Annotated in this window: 14 protein-coding genes; 9 read left to right on the top strand and 5 right to left on the bottom strand. The window is 71.2% G+C overall.

Features of this window, described 5'->3' with window-relative positions:
• The first annotated feature begins 295 nt into the window (after positions 1-295).
• On the top strand, positions 296-1,285 hold the full coding sequence (locus ASF45_RS20140; protein WP_082551149.1) for an SDR family oxidoreductase: 990 nt from the start codon (positions 296-298) through the stop codon (positions 1,283-1,285).
• Position 1,286: 1 nt separating this feature from the next.
• Here ASF45_RS20140 and ASF45_RS20145 read toward each other — a convergent pair whose 3' ends face one another.
• From ASF45_RS20145 to ASF45_RS20155, 3 genes are all read right to left on the bottom strand, one after another.
• Positions 1,287-1,898, bottom strand: a complete 612-nt coding sequence (locus tag ASF45_RS20145; RefSeq protein ID WP_056666737.1) for an ATP-binding cassette domain-containing protein — start codon at positions 1,896-1,898, stop codon at positions 1,287-1,289.
• Positions 1,895-2,578, bottom strand: coding sequence for a hypothetical protein (locus ASF45_RS20150; RefSeq protein WP_056666739.1), 684 nt, complete (start codon positions 2,576-2,578; stop codon positions 1,895-1,897). Before ASF45_RS20150 ends, ASF45_RS20145 begins: the two co-directional genes overlap by 4 nt.
• A 91-nt stretch (positions 2,579-2,669) precedes the next feature.
• A complete protein-coding gene (locus ASF45_RS20155; protein ID WP_056666743.1) occupies positions 2,670-3,623 on the bottom strand; it encodes a histone deacetylase family protein in 954 nt (317 codons plus the stop codon).
• Between the two features lie 43 nt (positions 3,624-3,666).
• On the opposite strand from ASF45_RS20155, the gene ASF45_RS20160 reads away from it, so the two are divergent.
• Genes ASF45_RS20160 through mltB form a run of 4 tightly spaced genes read left to right on the top strand, consistent with a single transcriptional unit; the run spans position 3,667 to position 8,667 of the window.
• Positions 3,667-4,587: a MoxR family ATPase gene (locus ASF45_RS20160; protein ID WP_056666745.1), complete on the top strand. Its 921-nt coding sequence runs from the start codon at positions 3,667-3,669 to the stop codon at positions 4,585-4,587.
• A gap of 44 nt (positions 4,588-4,631) precedes the next feature.
• On the top strand, positions 4,632-5,558 hold the full coding sequence (locus tag ASF45_RS20165; RefSeq protein ID WP_082551164.1) for a DUF58 domain-containing protein: 927 nt from the start codon (positions 4,632-4,634) through the stop codon (positions 5,556-5,558).
• On the top strand, positions 5,555-7,594 hold the full coding sequence (locus ASF45_RS20170) for a DUF3488 and transglutaminase-like domain-containing protein (protein ID WP_082551165.1): 2,040 nt from the start codon (positions 5,555-5,557) through the stop codon (positions 7,592-7,594). The genes ASF45_RS20165 and ASF45_RS20170 overlap by 4 nt, the downstream gene beginning before the upstream one ends.
• Complete coding sequence (gene mltB, locus ASF45_RS20175) at positions 7,591-8,667, top strand: lytic murein transglycosylase B (protein ID WP_056666754.1); 1,077 nt, start codon at positions 7,591-7,593, stop codon at positions 8,665-8,667. Before ASF45_RS20170 ends, mltB begins: the two co-directional genes overlap by 4 nt.
• On the opposite strand, the gene ASF45_RS20180 is transcribed toward mltB, so the two are convergent.
• Both ASF45_RS20180 and ASF45_RS20185 read right to left on the bottom strand, forming a co-directional pair.
• A complete protein-coding gene (locus ASF45_RS20180) occupies positions 8,664-9,332 on the bottom strand; it encodes a DUF4760 domain-containing protein (RefSeq protein WP_056666757.1) in 669 nt (222 codons plus the stop codon). The two genes, mltB and ASF45_RS20180, sit on opposite strands and share 4 nt — an antisense overlap.
• 147 nt (positions 9,333-9,479) lie before the next feature.
• Positions 9,480-10,733, bottom strand: a complete 1,254-nt coding sequence (locus ASF45_RS20185) for an MFS transporter (RefSeq protein WP_369802147.1) — start codon at positions 10,731-10,733, stop codon at positions 9,480-9,482.
• Positions 10,734-10,992: 259 nt separating this feature from the next.
• Between ASF45_RS20185 and ASF45_RS20190 the strand changes: the two genes are divergently transcribed.
• Genes ASF45_RS20190 through ASF45_RS20205 form a run of 4 tightly spaced genes read left to right on the top strand, consistent with a single transcriptional unit; the run spans position 10,993 to position 15,594 of the window.
• Positions 10,993-11,985, top strand: coding sequence for a BMP family protein (locus ASF45_RS20190; protein WP_056666762.1), 993 nt, complete (start codon positions 10,993-10,995; stop codon positions 11,983-11,985).
• Positions 11,982-13,619 carry an ABC transporter ATP-binding protein gene (locus ASF45_RS20195; protein ID WP_056666765.1) on the top strand — a complete coding sequence of 546 codons (1,638 nt, stop codon included), beginning with the start codon at positions 11,982-11,984 and terminating at the stop codon, positions 13,617-13,619. The genes ASF45_RS20190 and ASF45_RS20195 overlap by 4 nt, the downstream gene beginning before the upstream one ends.
• On the top strand, positions 13,616-14,674 hold the full coding sequence (locus tag ASF45_RS20200; protein ID WP_056666768.1) for an ABC transporter permease: 1,059 nt from the start codon (positions 13,616-13,618) through the stop codon (positions 14,672-14,674). The genes ASF45_RS20195 and ASF45_RS20200 overlap by 4 nt, the downstream gene beginning before the upstream one ends.
• Positions 14,671-15,594 carry an ABC transporter permease gene (locus ASF45_RS20205; RefSeq protein ID WP_056666771.1) on the top strand — a complete coding sequence of 308 codons (924 nt, stop codon included), beginning with the start codon at positions 14,671-14,673 and terminating at the stop codon, positions 15,592-15,594. Before ASF45_RS20200 ends, ASF45_RS20205 begins: the two co-directional genes overlap by 4 nt.

Genomic DNA, 15,594 nt, shown 5'->3' on the forward strand with positions numbered 1-15,594 from the left:
CCTCTTGGATGTGCTGCTTGCGCAGGCTGCAGGAACAAAACTCACGGATTCTAAGGGGCGGCCCCGTCCGCCCCACCCCGCCAAAGACACCGGCGGGACAGTGGAAACACCAGTCGCGCTGCTGGCGCATCCACGGCACACGCAGCAGCCGTGCCCTGGCTTGTAGGGCGGCGCGCCAGACCGGTGTCGGCGCGCCGCCGAAGATGCCCTTGGTCTCAGGCACTTCACCGCGCAGCCGGCCCATTGCATCTATGCTGTGCACTCCGTCATTCCGAGCACCGTGCACCGAACAAGAATGCGCTCCACCCTGTCCTCCTCCCCTGTCATCGTCATCACGGGTGCCTCCAGCGGCATCGGTCGCGCCACAGCACTGGCCTTCGCGCAGCAGCGCGCGCGCCTGGTGCTGGCCGCGCGCGGCGCCGAGGCGCTGGAACGCGTGGCCGCGCAGTGTGCGCGGCTGGGCGCCCAGGCCATCGCCGTGCCGACCGACGTCACCGACGCCAAGGCCGTGCGGGCGCTGGCGGGGGCGGCGCTGCGGCGCTTCGGCGGCATCGATGTCTGGATCAACAACGTGGGCGTGGGCGCCGTGGGCCGCTTCGAGGCCACGCCCATGGAGGCGCACCGCCGCGTGGTCGAGGCCAATCTGCTGGGCCACATGCATGGCGCCCACGCGGTGCTGCCGCACTTTCGCGCGCAGCGCAGTGGCGTGCTCATCAACATGATCTCGCTGGGCGGCTGGGTCCCCACGCCGTATGCGGGCGCCTACACGGCCAGCAAGTTCGGCCTGCGTGGCTGGTCGGCCTCGCTGCGCGCAGAACTATCGGACCTGCCTGGCGTGCACGTCTGCGACGTCTGCCCGACCTTCGTCGACACGCCGGGCCTGCGCCACGGGGCCAACTACACGGGCCGCAAGCTCAGCCCGCCGCCCCCGCTGGTCGACCCGGATGCCGTGGCCAGCGCCATCGTGCGGCTGGCGCGCCGGCCGCGGCCCACGCTGTGGCTGGGCTCGGCCGCGCTGGCCGGCCGGCTGGCCCAGGTGGCGGCCCCGCAGACCACGGGCCGCATCGGCAAGTGGGTGGCCGACCGCGCGCTGGCCCGCGCCGAGCGCACGCCGATCTCCCAGGGCAACCTGTTCGACGCCTCGCGCCACCCGGCCGTGCACGGCGGCTTCCGCCCCGAACCGCGACCCAGGAACAAGCTCGCGCTCGGCCTGGGCCTGGCGCTGGTCGGCGCCGTGGCGCTCGGCGTGCTGCTGGCCACGCAAGGGCGCGACGAGCGCGGCTGAATCAGTTCAGCGGCAGGTCGATCCGCGCCGCCAGCGGCAGTGCGGTGATGGCCTCGCTGCTGGCCAGGAGCACGGTGCGCTCGCGCACGGTGCCGATCACGGTCAGCGCCTCCCACAGGCAGCGCACCGAACCCTGGTCCAGCGCGGCCGTGGGCTCGTCCAGCAGCAGCACGGGCCGGCGCCCGGCCAGCGCCGCCGTCAGCCAGACCTTGCGCTTGGAGCCGGTGGACAGCATGTAGAGCGACTTGTCCAGGTGCGGCGCCAGGCCGAAGCCTTCGGCCAGCGCATCGCGCACCGCGAGGTCGGCATCGGCGCCAGCGAGTTGCGCCAGGCAGTCCCGGGCCGTCATCTGGTCGAAGGCCTGCGTCGCCGGGTCGACGAAGAAGAGCTGCGCGCGGTAGCGCGCCGGCGCGTCGGCCAACACCGCATCGCCGATCTGCAAGCGACCCGCGTCGGCCGGCTGCACGCCGGCCAGCAAGCGCAGCAGCAGGCTCTTGCCGGCGCCGGTGTCACCGTAGAGCAGCGTGACGCCGGGGCCGATGCGGGCCGACCAGTCGGCGATCAGCGGCGGCTCGCCAGCGAAGGCGAAGCGCAGGCCCTGGATGCCGATCACACACCCACCGTGTCGAACTCGCGGTAGCTGTCGGCCAGCCAGGTCTTCACGCGCTGGCGGTCCAGCAGGCCCAGGCCGCCGCCCGGCGTGGTGGCCTTCCAGAAGCTGCTGCTGGCGCCGTCGATCTTGAGGAGCGCGCCCTCGCTGAGCTTCTTGAGCTGCACCACCTTGGCGCCCAGCGCCTCGGCCCGCTGCTGCTGGCCGGATTGCTCGAGCGCCGTGAAGTCGCTGCCGCGCACCTGGTTGCGCACCAGCACGTAGCGCAGGCCCTCGCCGAAGCGGTCGAGCAGCTTGGCCAGCAGGTCGGCCGAGTCCTTGCCGGCGTCCATCACGTGCCAGTAGGTCAGCTGGATGCCTTCGTCGGCGGCCACGGCCAGCAGGCTGGCCTCTTCCATCCATTGGGCCAGCGTGTCGTGCGTCTGCGCGGCCAGGTCCACGAGCACGCGGCGCTCGGGCTGCTCTGCCGCGGCTTCGACGATGGCGTCCAGTGCCTCGGCGCGGTCCATGGCCACCGGCGTGGCGAAATCCGAATAGAAGCGCAGCAGCGCGCCGTGCGAGCGGTCGGTGTCGAAGGCCGTGAACGGCAATTGCCGGTCGATGCAGTACTGCGCGAGCAGCCGTGCCGTCAGCGATTTGCCGACGCCGCCCTTCTCGCCACCGATGAAATGGATATTTGCCATGCGTGCACTCCCTGGGGTGTTGTGTTGTCGCGCACCCGGCGCAGGGTGCACCGGCCCATGGTAGCTGCAGCAGGCAGCGCCGCCGGGGCCGTTACAGGTCGGCCAGCACGCGGATGTGCGCCTCCACGCTGCGCGCCAGTGCGCCCAGGTGGTAGCCGCCTTCCAGGCAGCTCACGATGCGGCCCTTGGCATGGCGGCGCGCGATGTCCTTGATGCAGGTGGTGATCCAGGCGTAATCCTGCTCGACCAGGCCCAGCTGGCCCATGTCGTCCTCGCGGTGCGCATCGAAGCCGGCGCTGATGAAGATCATCTCGGGCTTGTGCGCCTCCAGCCGCGGCAACCAGACCATGTCGATCATCTCGCGCACGTCCATGCCGCGCGTGTAGGCCGGCACAGGCAGGTTGACGAGGTTGTCGGCCTGCCGGTGCGGCCAGTCCACCGGGTAGAACGGGTGCTGGTAGAAGCTGGCCATCAGGATGCGCGGGTCGCCGGCCACGATATCCTCGGTGCCGTTGCCGTGGTGCACGTCGAAATCGATGATGGCCACGCGCGACAGGCCGTGGCGTTCCAGCGCATAGCGTGCCGCCAGCGCCACATTGTTGAAGAAGCAGAAACCCATGGCCTGGTCGCGGCAGGCATGGTGGCCAGGCGGGCGCACCGAGCAGAACGCGTTCTCCAGTTCCCCGCCGATCACCGCATCGGTGGCCGCCAGCGCGGCGCCCGCGGCGCGCAGCGCGGCGTTCCAGGTGTGCACGTTGAGGCTGGTATCGGGATCGATCTGCGCGTGCGTGGGGCCGCCCGCGACGATCTGCTCCTGCAGGTTGTCGGTCATGCCGCGGATGGCGGCCACATGCATGCGGCCGTGTGCGAGCTCCAGGTCGGAGACCGTGGCCAGCGGTGCCTCGCGCCGGTCCAGCGCATCGCCCACGCCGGAGACCAGCAGCCGGTCCTCGATGGCGTCCAGCCGCTCCGGGCATTCCGGGTGGCCGGGGCCCATCTCGTGCTTCCAACAATCGCGGTGGCTGAAGTATCCCGTCTGGTTCACGGCTGTCGTCTCGCTTGCTATCGTTTTCGGGTAATGTCTCGCGATGATCGTACAAGAGAAAGTCAGGGACCTCTTGCGCCAGCTCAATGGCGTCATCGTGGGCAAGCAGGCCCAGGTCCAGGATTGCGTGGCCTGCCTGCTGGCCGGCGGCCACCTGCTCATCGAGGATGTGCCGGGCGTGGGCAAGACCACGCTGGCCCATGCGCTGGCGCGCACCTTCGGCCTGCAGTTCTCGCGCGTGCAGTTCACCTCCGACCTGATGCCCTCGGACCTGTCGGGCGTCTCGGTCTACGAGCGCGGCAAGGAGGCCTTCGTCTTCCATCCCGGCCCGCTGTTCGCGCAGATCCTGCTGGCCGACGAGATCAACCGCGCCAGCCCCAAGACGCAGAGCGCATTGCTCGAGGCCATGGAGGAAAAGCAGGTCACGGTCGAAGGCGCCACGCGGCCGCTGCCGCGTCCCTTCTTCGTGATCGCCACGCAGAACCCGCAGGACCAGCTCGGCACCTTCGCGCTGCCCGAGTCGCAGCTGGACCGCTTCCTGATGCGCATCTCCATCGGCTACCCCGACCGCGCGGCAGAGCGGTTGCTGCTGGCCGGCGAAGACCGGCGCGAACTCGTCGACGCGCTGCCGGCGCTGCTGAACGGCGCGCAGCTGCAGCAGCTGCAGCAACAGGTGCTGCAGGTGCATGCAGCGCCGCCCCTCATCGAGTACGTGCAGGACCTGATCGCCGCCACGCGCTCGGGCCGCTGGTTCCTGCAAGGCCTGTCGCCGCGCGCCGGCATCGCCGTGGTGCGCGCGGCCAAGGCCCAGGCCCTGCTGGCCGGGCGCGACTACGTGGCGCCCGACGACGTGCAAGCCATCCTGCCGCAGACCGTGGCGCACCGGCTGGTGCCCGTGGGCGACGCCGGCCGCGGCGCCGTGGAGCAGGTCCGCGCCATGGTCGAGGCTGTCCCGCTGCCGTGACGACCCTCGCCCGCCTGAACCCCTGGTCGCGCTGGCGGGCCGCCATGCGGCGCTGGTGGGAGGCGCGTCTGCCGCGCAGCGACCAGCTGCTGCTGACCCAGCGCAACATCTACATCCTGCCCACGCGCGCCGGCCTCATGCTGGGCGCCACCGTGCTGCTGCTGTTGCTGGCGTCCATCAACTACCAGCTGAACCTGGGCTACCTGCTGACCTTTCTGCTGGCCGGCTGCGCGCTGGTCGGCATGCACGTGGGCCATGCCACGCTGCGCGGCCTGCAACTGCACCTGTTGCCGCCCGAGCCGCAGTTCCTGGGCAGCGGCAGCACGCTCACGCTGGAGCTGGCCAGCACGCGCAAGACGCCGCGCCACGCCATCGCCGCCAGCCTGCTGGACACCGCCAGGCAGCAGGCCTTCGTGGACGTGCCCGCTGGCGGCCGCAGCCAGGTGCACGTGGCCTTCGCACCCGCGCGGCGTGGCCTGCACGCCATCCCCACGCTGACGCTGGAAACGCGCTTCCCGATGGGCGCGTTCCGCGTCTGGACGCTGTGGCGCCCGGCCGCCCAGGTGCTGGTCTATCCCCAACCCGAGGCGCATCCACCGCCGCTGCCCGCGGGCGAGCCGCGCGCCGGCGGCGCCATGGCGCGCCAGGCCGCCAGCACCGGTGAGTTCGACGGCGTGCGCGCCTACCGCCGCGGCGACCCGCTCAAGCTGGTGGTCTGGAAGAAGGCCGCCAAGGCCGGCGAGCTCGTCAGCCGCGACAGCCAGCAGGCCCAGCGCCACGAACTCTGGCTGGACCCGGCGCTGGCCCAGCTGCCCGACGGCGAGCAGCGCCTGGCGCGCCTGTGCGCCTGGGTGCTGCAGGCCGACCGGCTGGACCTGGAGTACGGTCTGCGCGTGCCCGGCGCGGAGCTGCCGCCCGCCAGCGGCGAGGCCCACAAGCGGCGCTGCCTGGAGGCACTGGCGCTGTGCTGAGCCGTCTGCTGCCCCGTCGCCTGGCTGGCGAGCTGCCGCGCGATGGCCGCGACACGCTGTTCCTGCTGGCCGTGATCGCCTGGATCCTGCTGCCCCAGGTGCCGCGGCTGCCGCTGTGGTGCAGCCTGCTGGCCGGTGGCGTGCTGCTCTGGCGCGGCTGGATCGCACTCGGCGCACGCCCTCTGCCCTCGCGCTGGTGGCTGGCGGCCCTGCTGGCGCTGACGCTGGGCCTCACGCTCATGAGCCACCGCACGCTGCTGGGCCGCGACGCGGGCGTCACGCTGCTGGTCTCATTGCTGGCGCTCAAGACGCTGGAGCTGCGCGCGCGGCGCGACGCCTTCGTGGTGTTCTTCCTGGGCTTCTTCACGATGCTCACGAACTTCTTCTTCTCGCAGTCGCTGGCCACAGCGGCCGCCATGCTGGTCGGCCTGCTGGGCCTCTTGACGGCGCTGGTCAACGCCCACATGCCGGTGGGCCGGCCGCCGCTGGCCGAGTCGGCACGCCATGCGCTGCGCATGGCCGCCGTCGGCGCGCCCATCATGCTGGTGCTCTTCCTGCTGTTCCCGCGGCTGGCACCGCTGTGGGGCATCCCGAGCGACGCGATGAGCGGGCGCAGCGGGCTGTCGTCCACCATCGAGGTCGGCAACCTGGCCAGCCTGGCGCTGGACGACAGCATCGCCATGCGCATCCGTTTCGACGGCCCGCCACCGCCGCAGAACGACCTGTACTTCCGCGGGCCGGTGCTGTCGGAGTTCGACGGTCGCCAGTGGCGCCAGGGCCGCGGCGAGGTCAGCTTCAACACCGCGCCGCAGCGCAACCTGCAGCTGAGCGGCCAGCCGACCGGCTACGAGGTCACGCTGGAGCCGAACAACCGGCCCTGGCTGCTGCTGCTGGACGTGGCCTCGCGCCGGCCCGAGCTGGCCGGCCTGCAGGCCCTGCAGACGCAGGACCTGCAGTGGCTGGCCAACCGGCCGATCACCGACCTCGTGCGCTACCGCGCCCAGAGCCACACGGACTTCCGCTACGGTCCACTGCGCCGCACGGCCGAGTTGCAGGGCGACCTGCAGCTGCCCGCCGGCAGCAACCCGCGCACGCTGGCCCTGGCCGCGGAGCTGCGCCGCGACCCGCGCTACGCCCAGGCCGGCAGCGCCGCGCTGGTGGCCGCGGCGCTGGAGCGCCTGCGCACGGGCGGCTACAGCTACACGCTGGAGCCCGGCGTCTACGGCGAGCACACGGCCGACGAATTCTGGTTCGACCGCAAGGCGGGCTTTTGCGAGCACATCGCCTCGGCCTTCGTGGTGCTGATGCGCGCGCTGGACGTGCCTGCGCGCATCGTCACGGGCTACCAGGGCGGCGAGATGAACGCCGTGGACGGCTACTGGACCGTGCGCCAGAGCGACGCCCATGCCTGGACCGAGGTCTGGCACGAAGGCCAGGGCTGGGTGCGCGTGGACCCCACGGGCGCCGTGATGCCGGGCCGCATCGGCAGCCTGGAGCGGCTGCGCGCACCGCAGGGCGCGTTCGCCACCGCCATCGGCAACGTCAGTCCCAACATCTCGGCCCAGCTGCGCGCAGCCTGGGAGGCCGTCAACAACCGCTGGAACCAGTGGGTGCTGAATTACACGCAGAGCCGCCAGCTCGACCTGCTGCGCGCGCTGGGCATCGAAGCGCCCGACTGGCAGGACCTGGGCCGGCTGCTCGCCGCACTCGTGGTGTTGGCCAGCCTGGGCGGCGCCGGCTGGACGCTGTGGGACCGGCGCCAGCACGATCCCTGGCTGCGCCTCTTGCACAAGGCGCGCGAGCGCCTGCGCGCCGCCGGCCTGGCCGTGCCGCCGCAGGCCGCACCGCGGCAACTGGCCCAGCTGCTTGTACAGTTGCCGGCTGCCGCGGCCGAGCCGCAGCCGCTGGCGCTGCTGCGCGACTGGCTGCTGCGTCTGGAAGCGCAGCGCTACGCACGCGCGCCGGCCCTGGAGTTGGCGACGCTGCAGCGCGAGTACCGCCGCCTGCCCTGGCCCACCCCTGTCCCGTCCGCATGAACCGTCTGCTTCGATTCCCGCTAGCGCTGCTGGCCGCCGCGGTGCTCGCGCCCGCCATCCACGCGCAGTCCACACCGACCAAGAAGCGGCCGCCGGCCAAGGCCGCGCCGGCCCCCGGCCCGCTCTACGCCACCCGGCCCGAGGTGCTGCGCGCGGCCGACGACATCGCCGCGCGCCACGATCTGGACCGCGAATGGGTGCGCCAGGCGATCGGCCAGGCCCGGCTGCTGCCCCAGGTGCAGCGCCTCATGACGCCGGCGCCCAGCGGCACGCCCAAGAACTGGCGCGTGTACCGCAGCCGCTTCGTCGAGCCCATCCGCATCCGTGCCGGCCTGCGCTTCTGGCAGGAGCACCGCGCGGCGCTGGAGCGCGCCGAGCGCGAATACGGCGTGCCGGCCGAGATCATCGTGGGCATCGTCGGCGTGGAATCGATCTACGGCCAGCAGATGGGCGGCTTCAACGTCATCGACGCCGTGACCACGCTGGCCTTCGACTTTCCGAAGGCGCATCCGCGTGCGGCCGAGCGCAGCGCCTTCTTCCTGGGCGAGCTCGAGCAGCTGCTGAGCCTGTCGCAGCGCTCCAACGTGGACCCGCACGCCTGGCGCGGCAGCTATGCCGGCGCCATGGGCATGCCGCAGTTCATGCCATCCAGCTGGGTGCGCTACGCGGTCGATTTCGACGGCGACGGCCGCGTCGACCTGTTCAACAGCGTGGACGACGTGATCGGCTCGGTCGCCAACTACTTCAAGGCCTTCGGCTGGAAGACCGGCATGCCGGCCACTTACCCGGTCGGCTTCACGGCCCAGCCCGACATGGACGCCCTGCTCGCGCCCGACATCCTGCCCAGCTTCAGCGTGGAGAGCTTCACGGCCAAGGGCGCGCTGCTGCAGAGCGAGGCGCTGGCGCACACCGGCCCGCTCGCGCTGGTCGAGCTGCAGAACGGTGCCGAGGCGCCACAGTACGTGGCCGGCACCGAGAACTTCTACGTGATCACGCGCTACAACTGGTCCAGCTACTACGCGATGGCGGTGCTGGAACTCGGGCAGGCGGTGCGCGAGGCGCTGGACCGTTAACCGCGCACCATGGAGAACGCGCGCAGGTCATTGCCCGGTGCCGCGTCGCGCCAGCGCAGGTAGAGCCAGCGCAGGTTGCGGTACAGCAGCGGATTGGGCGCCAGCGTGGGGCCGCCGCCCACGCGCCGCTCGATCCAGTCGCGCGAGTAGAAGGTGGTCTTGGTCAGGATGGAACGCAGGCTGGCGCGCAGCATGGCCTCGTGCAGGTCGCCATGGCGCACGCCGATGGCGATGTACTCGAAGTAGTTGAGGATGTAGCGCAGCGCCTCCTCGTCGTCGCCGGAGATGCCCTGCGTGGGGTCGGCGTCGGGGTCACGCGTCTTGAGCGGATGCCGTGCCTCATAACCGCCGAAGAACTTGTTGACCCGGTCGGCGCGCTCCATGTAGGTGGCCGACAGGCGCGATTGCAGCAGCGTGTTGACCGTGTGCTGCTTGACCGAGTTGCGGATCGAGGTCCAGGACGTCGTGATCCAGCCGATCACGGCCAGCCAGGCCGCCAGCAGCACCACGATCTGCTGCTTCTCCAGTGCCTCGGCCGGGGCCGTGCGGCGCAGCCAGGCATGCCACCAGAAGAACACGGCCAGAGAAATCAGGGCCGCAAAAAACAAAAGGCCCAGCACGAAGCTGGGCCTCCAGAACGACGGATCGCCCTTATGCGAAGCCATCGCCTTCCGTGAAGCGTGTTGTCATGTGACCTCCTTGCGGTTGCACTGCCATGGCTCCAAGGCGGGGCCATCCGGCTTCGCAGGGCCGGTGGAGCCACCGTTCTGCGCCGAAACAGTATGCCATAGCTGGTGGCAGCCCCGCGGCCTTCAAGGGCGGGCGCCGGCCTCCTCGAAGCGGTCCAGCCGACGCAGGCCGCCGAAGGCCGCGGCCCAGCTGCCGACCACGCCCAGCGTGCACAGCCCGCCCGCCACGGCCGCGCCGACCGGGCCCAGCCAGGCCGCGCTGGTGCCGGCGCGGAACTCGCCGAGTTCGTTGGACGAGCCGATGAACAGCATGTTGACGGCCTGCACGCGCCCGCGCATGGCGTCCGGCGTGGAGAACTGCACCAGCGCGCCGCGGATGTAGACGCTGACCATGTCGGCCATCCCGGCCACCAGCAGCGCCACGAAGGACAGCCAGAACCAGTGCGACAGCGCGAACACCAGGTTGGCCACGCCGAACACCGCCACGGCGCCGAACATGGTCGCGCCGACACGCCGGTTCAGCGGCCGCGCGCTCAGGTACAGGCCCATGCCGACCTCGCCCACGGCCATGGCGCTGCGCAGCGCGCCCAGGCCCTGCGGCCCCACGTGCAGCACCTCGTGCGCGTAGATCGGCAACAGCGCCACCACGCCGCCCAGCAGCACGGCGAACAGGTCCAGCGAGATGCAGCCCAGAATCACGGGCCGCGAGCGGATGAAGGCGATGCCTTCGGCAAAACGGGTCCAGATCGTGCCGCCCACGACGCCCGGGGCGGCGTGCGCCACCGTCACGTAGCGCAGCAGCACCGCCCCGAGCACGAAGCAGCCCAGGCACACCAGGTAGGTCAGCTCGCCCCCGCCCAGTGCATAAAGCAGCCCGCCCAGGAACGGCCCGGTGATGGTGGCGCTGCGCATCAGCATGCTGTTGACGGCGATCGCCTGGGCCAGCTGCTCGCGCGGCACGATCTGCGGCAGCAGGCTCTGCAGCGCCGGCCCGGCAAAGGCGCGCGCGCAGCCGTACAGCACCAGCACCGCATAGATGGACGAGACGCCGGCCACCCCATGGCCCGACAGCCACCACAGCAGCGCGCTGCACAGTGCCGAGACCATCCAGGCCGTGGCCAGGATGGGGCGGCGCGCAAAGCGGTCCATGAGGTCGCCAGCCGGCAGCAACAGGCACAGCATGGGGATGAACTGGGCCAGGCCCACATAGGCCAGGGCCAGGGGCTCGCGCGTGAGGTCGTAGACCTGCCAGGCCACGACCACGGCCTGCACCTGGGTGGCCAGCACGGCGGCCACGCGCGCAGCCATGAAGGCACGCATGCCGGGGTGGCGCAACACATGCGTTGCGGCGGAGGCAGAAGGAGGGGGAGAACTCACGAGACGGGCAAAGGAAAGCGCCCCGCGGGCGCCTTGAACAGCGCCGGCATTCTAGGCCGGGGGCGGGCGACGCCGGGGACATGGTGCACGCCATGGTGCACGGCTGCACGGCGCGCGTGCATCGCCGCAGGCGTCCATGCAGCCCGGCTCGACTTTTTGATCGGCCCGCGCGCGGCACACAGGACGGACCGCGCCACAATGCGCATGGCACCGATATTGCTGAACCTGCCGTCGTTTGCCCCCAGAGGAGTCCACCCACATGTTCCAACGCCGTCCCCTGATCCTTGCCGCCGCCGTCGCCACGCTGGCCCTGCCCTCCTTCGCCCTGGCCCAGCAGGCCAAGCTCAAGGTCGCCGCGGTCTACACCGTGCCCTTCGAGCAGCAATGGGTGGGCCGCATCCACAAGGCGCTCAAGGCCGCCGAGGCACGCGGCGAGATCGAATACAAGGCCACCGAGAACGTGGCCAACGCCGACTACGAACGCGTGCTGCGCGAGTACGCCACGGCCGGCAACCAGCTCATCGTGGGCGAGGCCTTCGCGGTCGAGGCGGCTGCCCGCAAGGTGGCCAAGGACTTCCCCAAGACCATGTTCCTGATGGGCAGCTCGGGCAAGCCGCAGGCGCCCAACTTCAGCGTCTTCGACAACTACATCCAGGAGCCGGCCTACCTGACCGGCATGGTCGCCGGCGGCATGACGAAGTCGAACAAGATCGGCCTGGTCGGCGGCTTCCCGATCCCCGAGGTCAACCGCCTCATGAACGCCTTCATGGCCGGCGCCAAGGAGATCAACCCCAAGGTGGAGTTCAGCGTGAGCTTCATCAACAGCTGGTTCGACCCGCCCAAGGCCAAGGAAGCCGCCTTCGCCATGGTCGACAAGGGCGCGGACATCCTCTACGCGGAGCGTTTCGGCGTCAGCGACGCGGCCAAGGAGCGCAAGGTGCTGGCCATCGGCAACGTGATCGACACCCAGGCCCAGTACCCCGACACCGTGGTCGTCTCCGCGCTGTGGAACATGGAGCCCTCGATCGACCGCGCGCTCAAGCTCGTCAAGGACGGCCAGTTCAAGCCCGAGGAGTACGGCCAGTACTCGCACATGGCGCACAAGGGCTCGGCGCTGTCGCCGCTCGGCACCTTCGAGAAGAAGATCCCGGCCGATCTGGTGGCCAAGGTGCGCGCACGCGAGGCCGAGATCCTGGCCGGCAAGTTCACGGTCAAGATCGACGACGCCCAGCCCAAGTCCACCGCCAAATGAGGGGGGCCGCGGCCACGGTGCTGCGCCTGGAGGGCATCACCAAGCGCTTCGGCAGCCTGGTCGCCAACGACGACATCACGCTGGACCTGCGCGAAGGCGAGGTGCTGGCCCTGCTCGGCGAGAACGGCGCCGGCAAGTCCACGCTGATGTCCATCCTGTTCGGCCACTACACCGCCGACGCCGGCCGCATCGAGGTGTTCGGCCGGCCGCTTGCGCCTGGCAACCCGCGCGCGGCGCTGGCGGCCGGCGTGGGCATGGTGCACCAGCACTTCGCGCTGGCCGACAACCTGAGCGTGCTCGACAACATCGTCCTGGGCACCGAGCCGCTGTGGCGCCCGTTGTCGCGGCGCACCGCCGCGCGCGCGCACCTGGTCGATGTGGCCCGGCGCTTCGGCCTGCCGGTGGACCCGGACACGCGCGTGGGCGACCTGTCGGTCGGCGAGCGCCAGCGCGTGGAGATCCTGAAGGCCCTGTACCGCGGCGCGCGCATCCTGATCCTGGACGAGCCCACGGCCGTGCTGACACCGCAGGAGAGCGAGCAGCTGTTCGACACCCTGGCCGGGATGGTGGCCCAGGGCCTGGCCATCATCTTCATCAGCCACAAGCTCGGCGAGGTGCTGCGCGTGTCGCACCGCGTGGCCGTGCTGCGCCACGGCAAGCTCGTGGCCGAGGGCCGCACGGCCGATTGCGACCAGGCCCAGCTGGCGCGCTGGATGGTCGGCCATGCCGTGCAGCAGCGCGAGCGCCAGCCCGCCCAGCGTGTCGGCGCCGTGGTCTGCGAACTGAACGACATCAGCACCGCCGGCCATGGCAACGACCGCCTGCGCGGGCTCTCGCTGACGCTGCGCGCCGGCGAGATCACGGCGATCGCGGGCGTGTCCGGCAATGGCCAGGCCGCGCTGGCCGAGCTGTTGACCGGCATGCGCTCAGCCACCGCCGGCACCGCCACGCTGCAGGGCAAGCCCCTGCCGCAGACGCCGGGCGCACTGGTGCAACAGGGCGTGGCGCGCATCCCGGAAGACCGGCACGGCACCGGCGTGGTCGGCGACCTGCCGCAATGGGAAAACGCGGTCTCCGAACGCCTGCGCACGCCCACCTTCTCGCGTGCGCTGGCCGGCCTGCGCTGGATCCGCCAGCGTGCCGCCACTGCGCATGCCGAGCGCATCGTGCAAACCTTCGACGTGCGTGGCGGCGGCCTGCACACTTCGGCACGGTCGCTGTCGGGCGGCAACATGCAAAAACTCATCCTGGGCCGGGCGCTGCTGCCGACGGCCGACGCCACATGCCCCGCCGCCGGGCCGCCCCAAGGCGGGGCAGCCCCCTCGGGGGACAGCGAACCACGCGCAGCGGGGAGCGTGGGGGCCACGGTCTCCGTCCCTGCCCTCATCGTCGTGCACCAGCCGACCTGGGGCCTGGACATCGGCGCCGTCGCCTTCGTGCAGCAGCAGCTGATCGCCGCGCGCGACGCGGGCGCCGCCCTGCTCCTGATCTCCGACGACCTGGACGAGGTGCTCACGCTGGGCGACCGCGTGGCCGTGATGCACGCCGGCCACCTGGGCGCAGCGCGGCCGGCCGAGGAATGGACGCGCGAGGCCATCGGCCTGGCGATGGCCGGCAGCACGGAGGCCGCATGAGGCTGGAACGTCGCCACGAAGTCTCGCGCGGCGCGCTGCTGCTGGCGCCCGTGGGCGCGGTCGCGTTCACGCTGCTGGTCGCCGCGCTGCTGGTGCTGTGGGCCGGCGCGCCGGTCGCGCGCACCTACGGCTTGCTGCTGGCGGGCGGTTTCGGCTCGGTGTTCGCCTGGAGCGAAACGCTCACGCGCGCGATCCCGCTGATCTTGACCGGCCTGGCCGCCACCGTGGCCTTCAAGGCCAAGCTGTTCAACATCGGCGCCGAGGGCCAGCTCTACGCCGGCGCCATTGCGGCCGTGGCAGTCGGCGGCATGCACGGCGGCACCGGGCTGGAGTGGCCTGTGTGGCTGCTGTTCCCGCTCATGATGCTGGCCGCTGCACTGGCCGGCGCCCTGCTGCTGCTGGGGCCGGCGCTCATGAAGAACAAGCTCGGCGTGGACGAGGTCGTCACCACGCTGCTGTTCAACTTCATCATGCTGCTGGCCGTGGGCGCGCTGCTCGACGGCCCCATGAAGGACCCGCTGGCCATGGGTTGGCCGCAAAGCGTGGCGCTGCAGAGCGACCTGGAACTGTCCAAGCTCGTCGCGCAGACGCGCGTGCACACCGGCCTGCTCTGGGGCGTGGCGCTGGCCTTTCTGGTCTGGGCCATCTTCCGCTACACGGTGCTGGGCTTCGACATCCGCGCGCTGGGCGCCAACCCGCGCGCGGCGGCCTTCGCGGGCGTGCCCGTCACGCGCACCGTGGTGCTCACCGCCCTGCTCTCGGGCGCGCTGGCCGGCCTGGCCGGTGCCATCGAGGTGGCGGGCCGCACCAGCTACGTGACGCTGGACATGTCGCCCAACTACGGCTACGCAGGCATCGTGATCGCCATGCTCGCCGGGCTGCACCCGCTGGGCGTGGTCGCCTCGGCCGTGTTCGTGGCCGGCGTGCTGGTCGGCGCCGACAGCATGAGCCGCGCCGTGGGCGTGCCGACCTACATCGCCGACGTGATCGTGGCCACCGCGCTGCTGGCGGTGCTGGTGGCGACGCTGCTGACGCAGTACAGGATCCGCAAATGAGCGAGATCCTGGACATCCTGGGCAATGCTGCGTTTTGGGTCGCGGTGCTGCGCATCGCCTCGCCGCTGATCCTCGGCACGCTAGGCGTGCTGCTGTGCGAGCGCGCTGGCGTGCTCAACCTGGGCATCGAGGGCATCATGGTCGCGGGCGCCTTCGCCGGCTGGCTGGCCGTCTACCTGGGCTGGCCGCTGTGGATGGGCGTGGCCGTGGCCGCGCTGACGGGCATGGCCTTCGGCCTGCTGCACGCCTTCCTGACCGTGGGCCTGGCGCTGTCGCAGCACGTCTCCGGCCTGGGCATCACCATGCTGGCCACGGCGCTGTCGTACTACGGCTACCGCGTGAGCTTTCCGAAGGTCACGACACCGCCCACGGTCACGCCGTTCGCGCCCATGGACTGGCTGCCCGTGCCGGTGCTGAACGCGCAGACGCCGCTCACGCTGCTGGCCCTGCTGCTGGTGCCGCTGATCGCCTACCTGCTGTACCGCACGCCGGCGGGCCTGGCGCTGCGCATGGTCGGCGAGAACCCGCAGGCCGCCGAAGGCCAGGGCCTGTCGGTGGCGCGCACGCGCACGGCGGCCATCGTGGCGGGCTCGGCGCTGATGGGCGTGGCGGGCAGCTTCCTGACGCTGTCGGCCTTCAACGCCTTCTTCTTCAACATGGTCAACGGCCGCGGCTGGATTTGCGTGGCGCTCGTGGTGTTCGCCTCCTGGCGGCCCGGCAAGGCGCTGCTGGGCGCACTGCTGTTCGCGTTCTTCGATGCGCTGCAGCTGCGGCTGCAGCAGTCGGGCGACGCCGTGCTGCCCTACCAGCTGTACCTGATGCTGCCCTATGTGCTGTCCATCGTGGCGCTTGTCGTGGTGGCGCGCAAGGCCGCCTATCCGCAGGCGCTCATGAAGCCCTACCGCAAGGGCGAGCGCTAG

Origin of the sequence: Pseudorhodoferax sp. Leaf265 (assembly GCF_001422365.1) — a bacterium.
In the GTDB taxonomy this organism is placed as follows: Bacteria; Pseudomonadota; Gammaproteobacteria; order Burkholderiales; family Burkholderiaceae_C; genus Pseudorhodoferax.

Bases quoted from the DNA above. Each gene is read 5' to 3' on its own strand.
- ASF45_RS20140 (WP_082551149.1), top strand. From the start codon at position 296: ATGCGCTCCACCCTGTCCTCCTCCCCTGTCATCGTCATCACGGGTGCC.
- ASF45_RS20150 (WP_056666739.1), bottom strand. From the start codon at position 2,578: ATGGCAAATATCCATTTCATCGGTGGCGAGAAGGGCGGCGTCGGCAAA.
- ASF45_RS20160 (WP_056666745.1), top strand. From the start codon at position 3,667: ATGATCGTACAAGAGAAAGTCAGGGACCTCTTGCGCCAGCTCAATGGC.
- ASF45_RS20165 (WP_082551164.1), top strand. From the start codon at position 4,632: ATGCGGCGCTGGTGGGAGGCGCGTCTGCCGCGCAGCGACCAGCTGCTG.
- mltB (WP_056666754.1), top strand. From the start codon at position 7,591: ATGAACCGTCTGCTTCGATTCCCGCTAGCGCTGCTGGCCGCCGCGGTG.
- ASF45_RS20180 (WP_056666757.1), bottom strand. From the start codon at position 9,332: ATGGCTTCGCATAAGGGCGATCCGTCGTTCTGGAGGCCCAGCTTCGTG.
- ASF45_RS20190 (WP_056666762.1), top strand. From the start codon at position 10,993: ATGTTCCAACGCCGTCCCCTGATCCTTGCCGCCGCCGTCGCCACGCTG.
- ASF45_RS20195 (WP_056666765.1), top strand. From the start codon at position 11,982: ATGAGGGGGGCCGCGGCCACGGTGCTGCGCCTGGAGGGCATCACCAAG.
- ASF45_RS20200 (WP_056666768.1), top strand. From the start codon at position 13,616: ATGAGGCTGGAACGTCGCCACGAAGTCTCGCGCGGCGCGCTGCTGCTG.
- ASF45_RS20205 (WP_056666771.1), top strand. From the start codon at position 14,671: ATGAGCGAGATCCTGGACATCCTGGGCAATGCTGCGTTTTGGGTCGCG.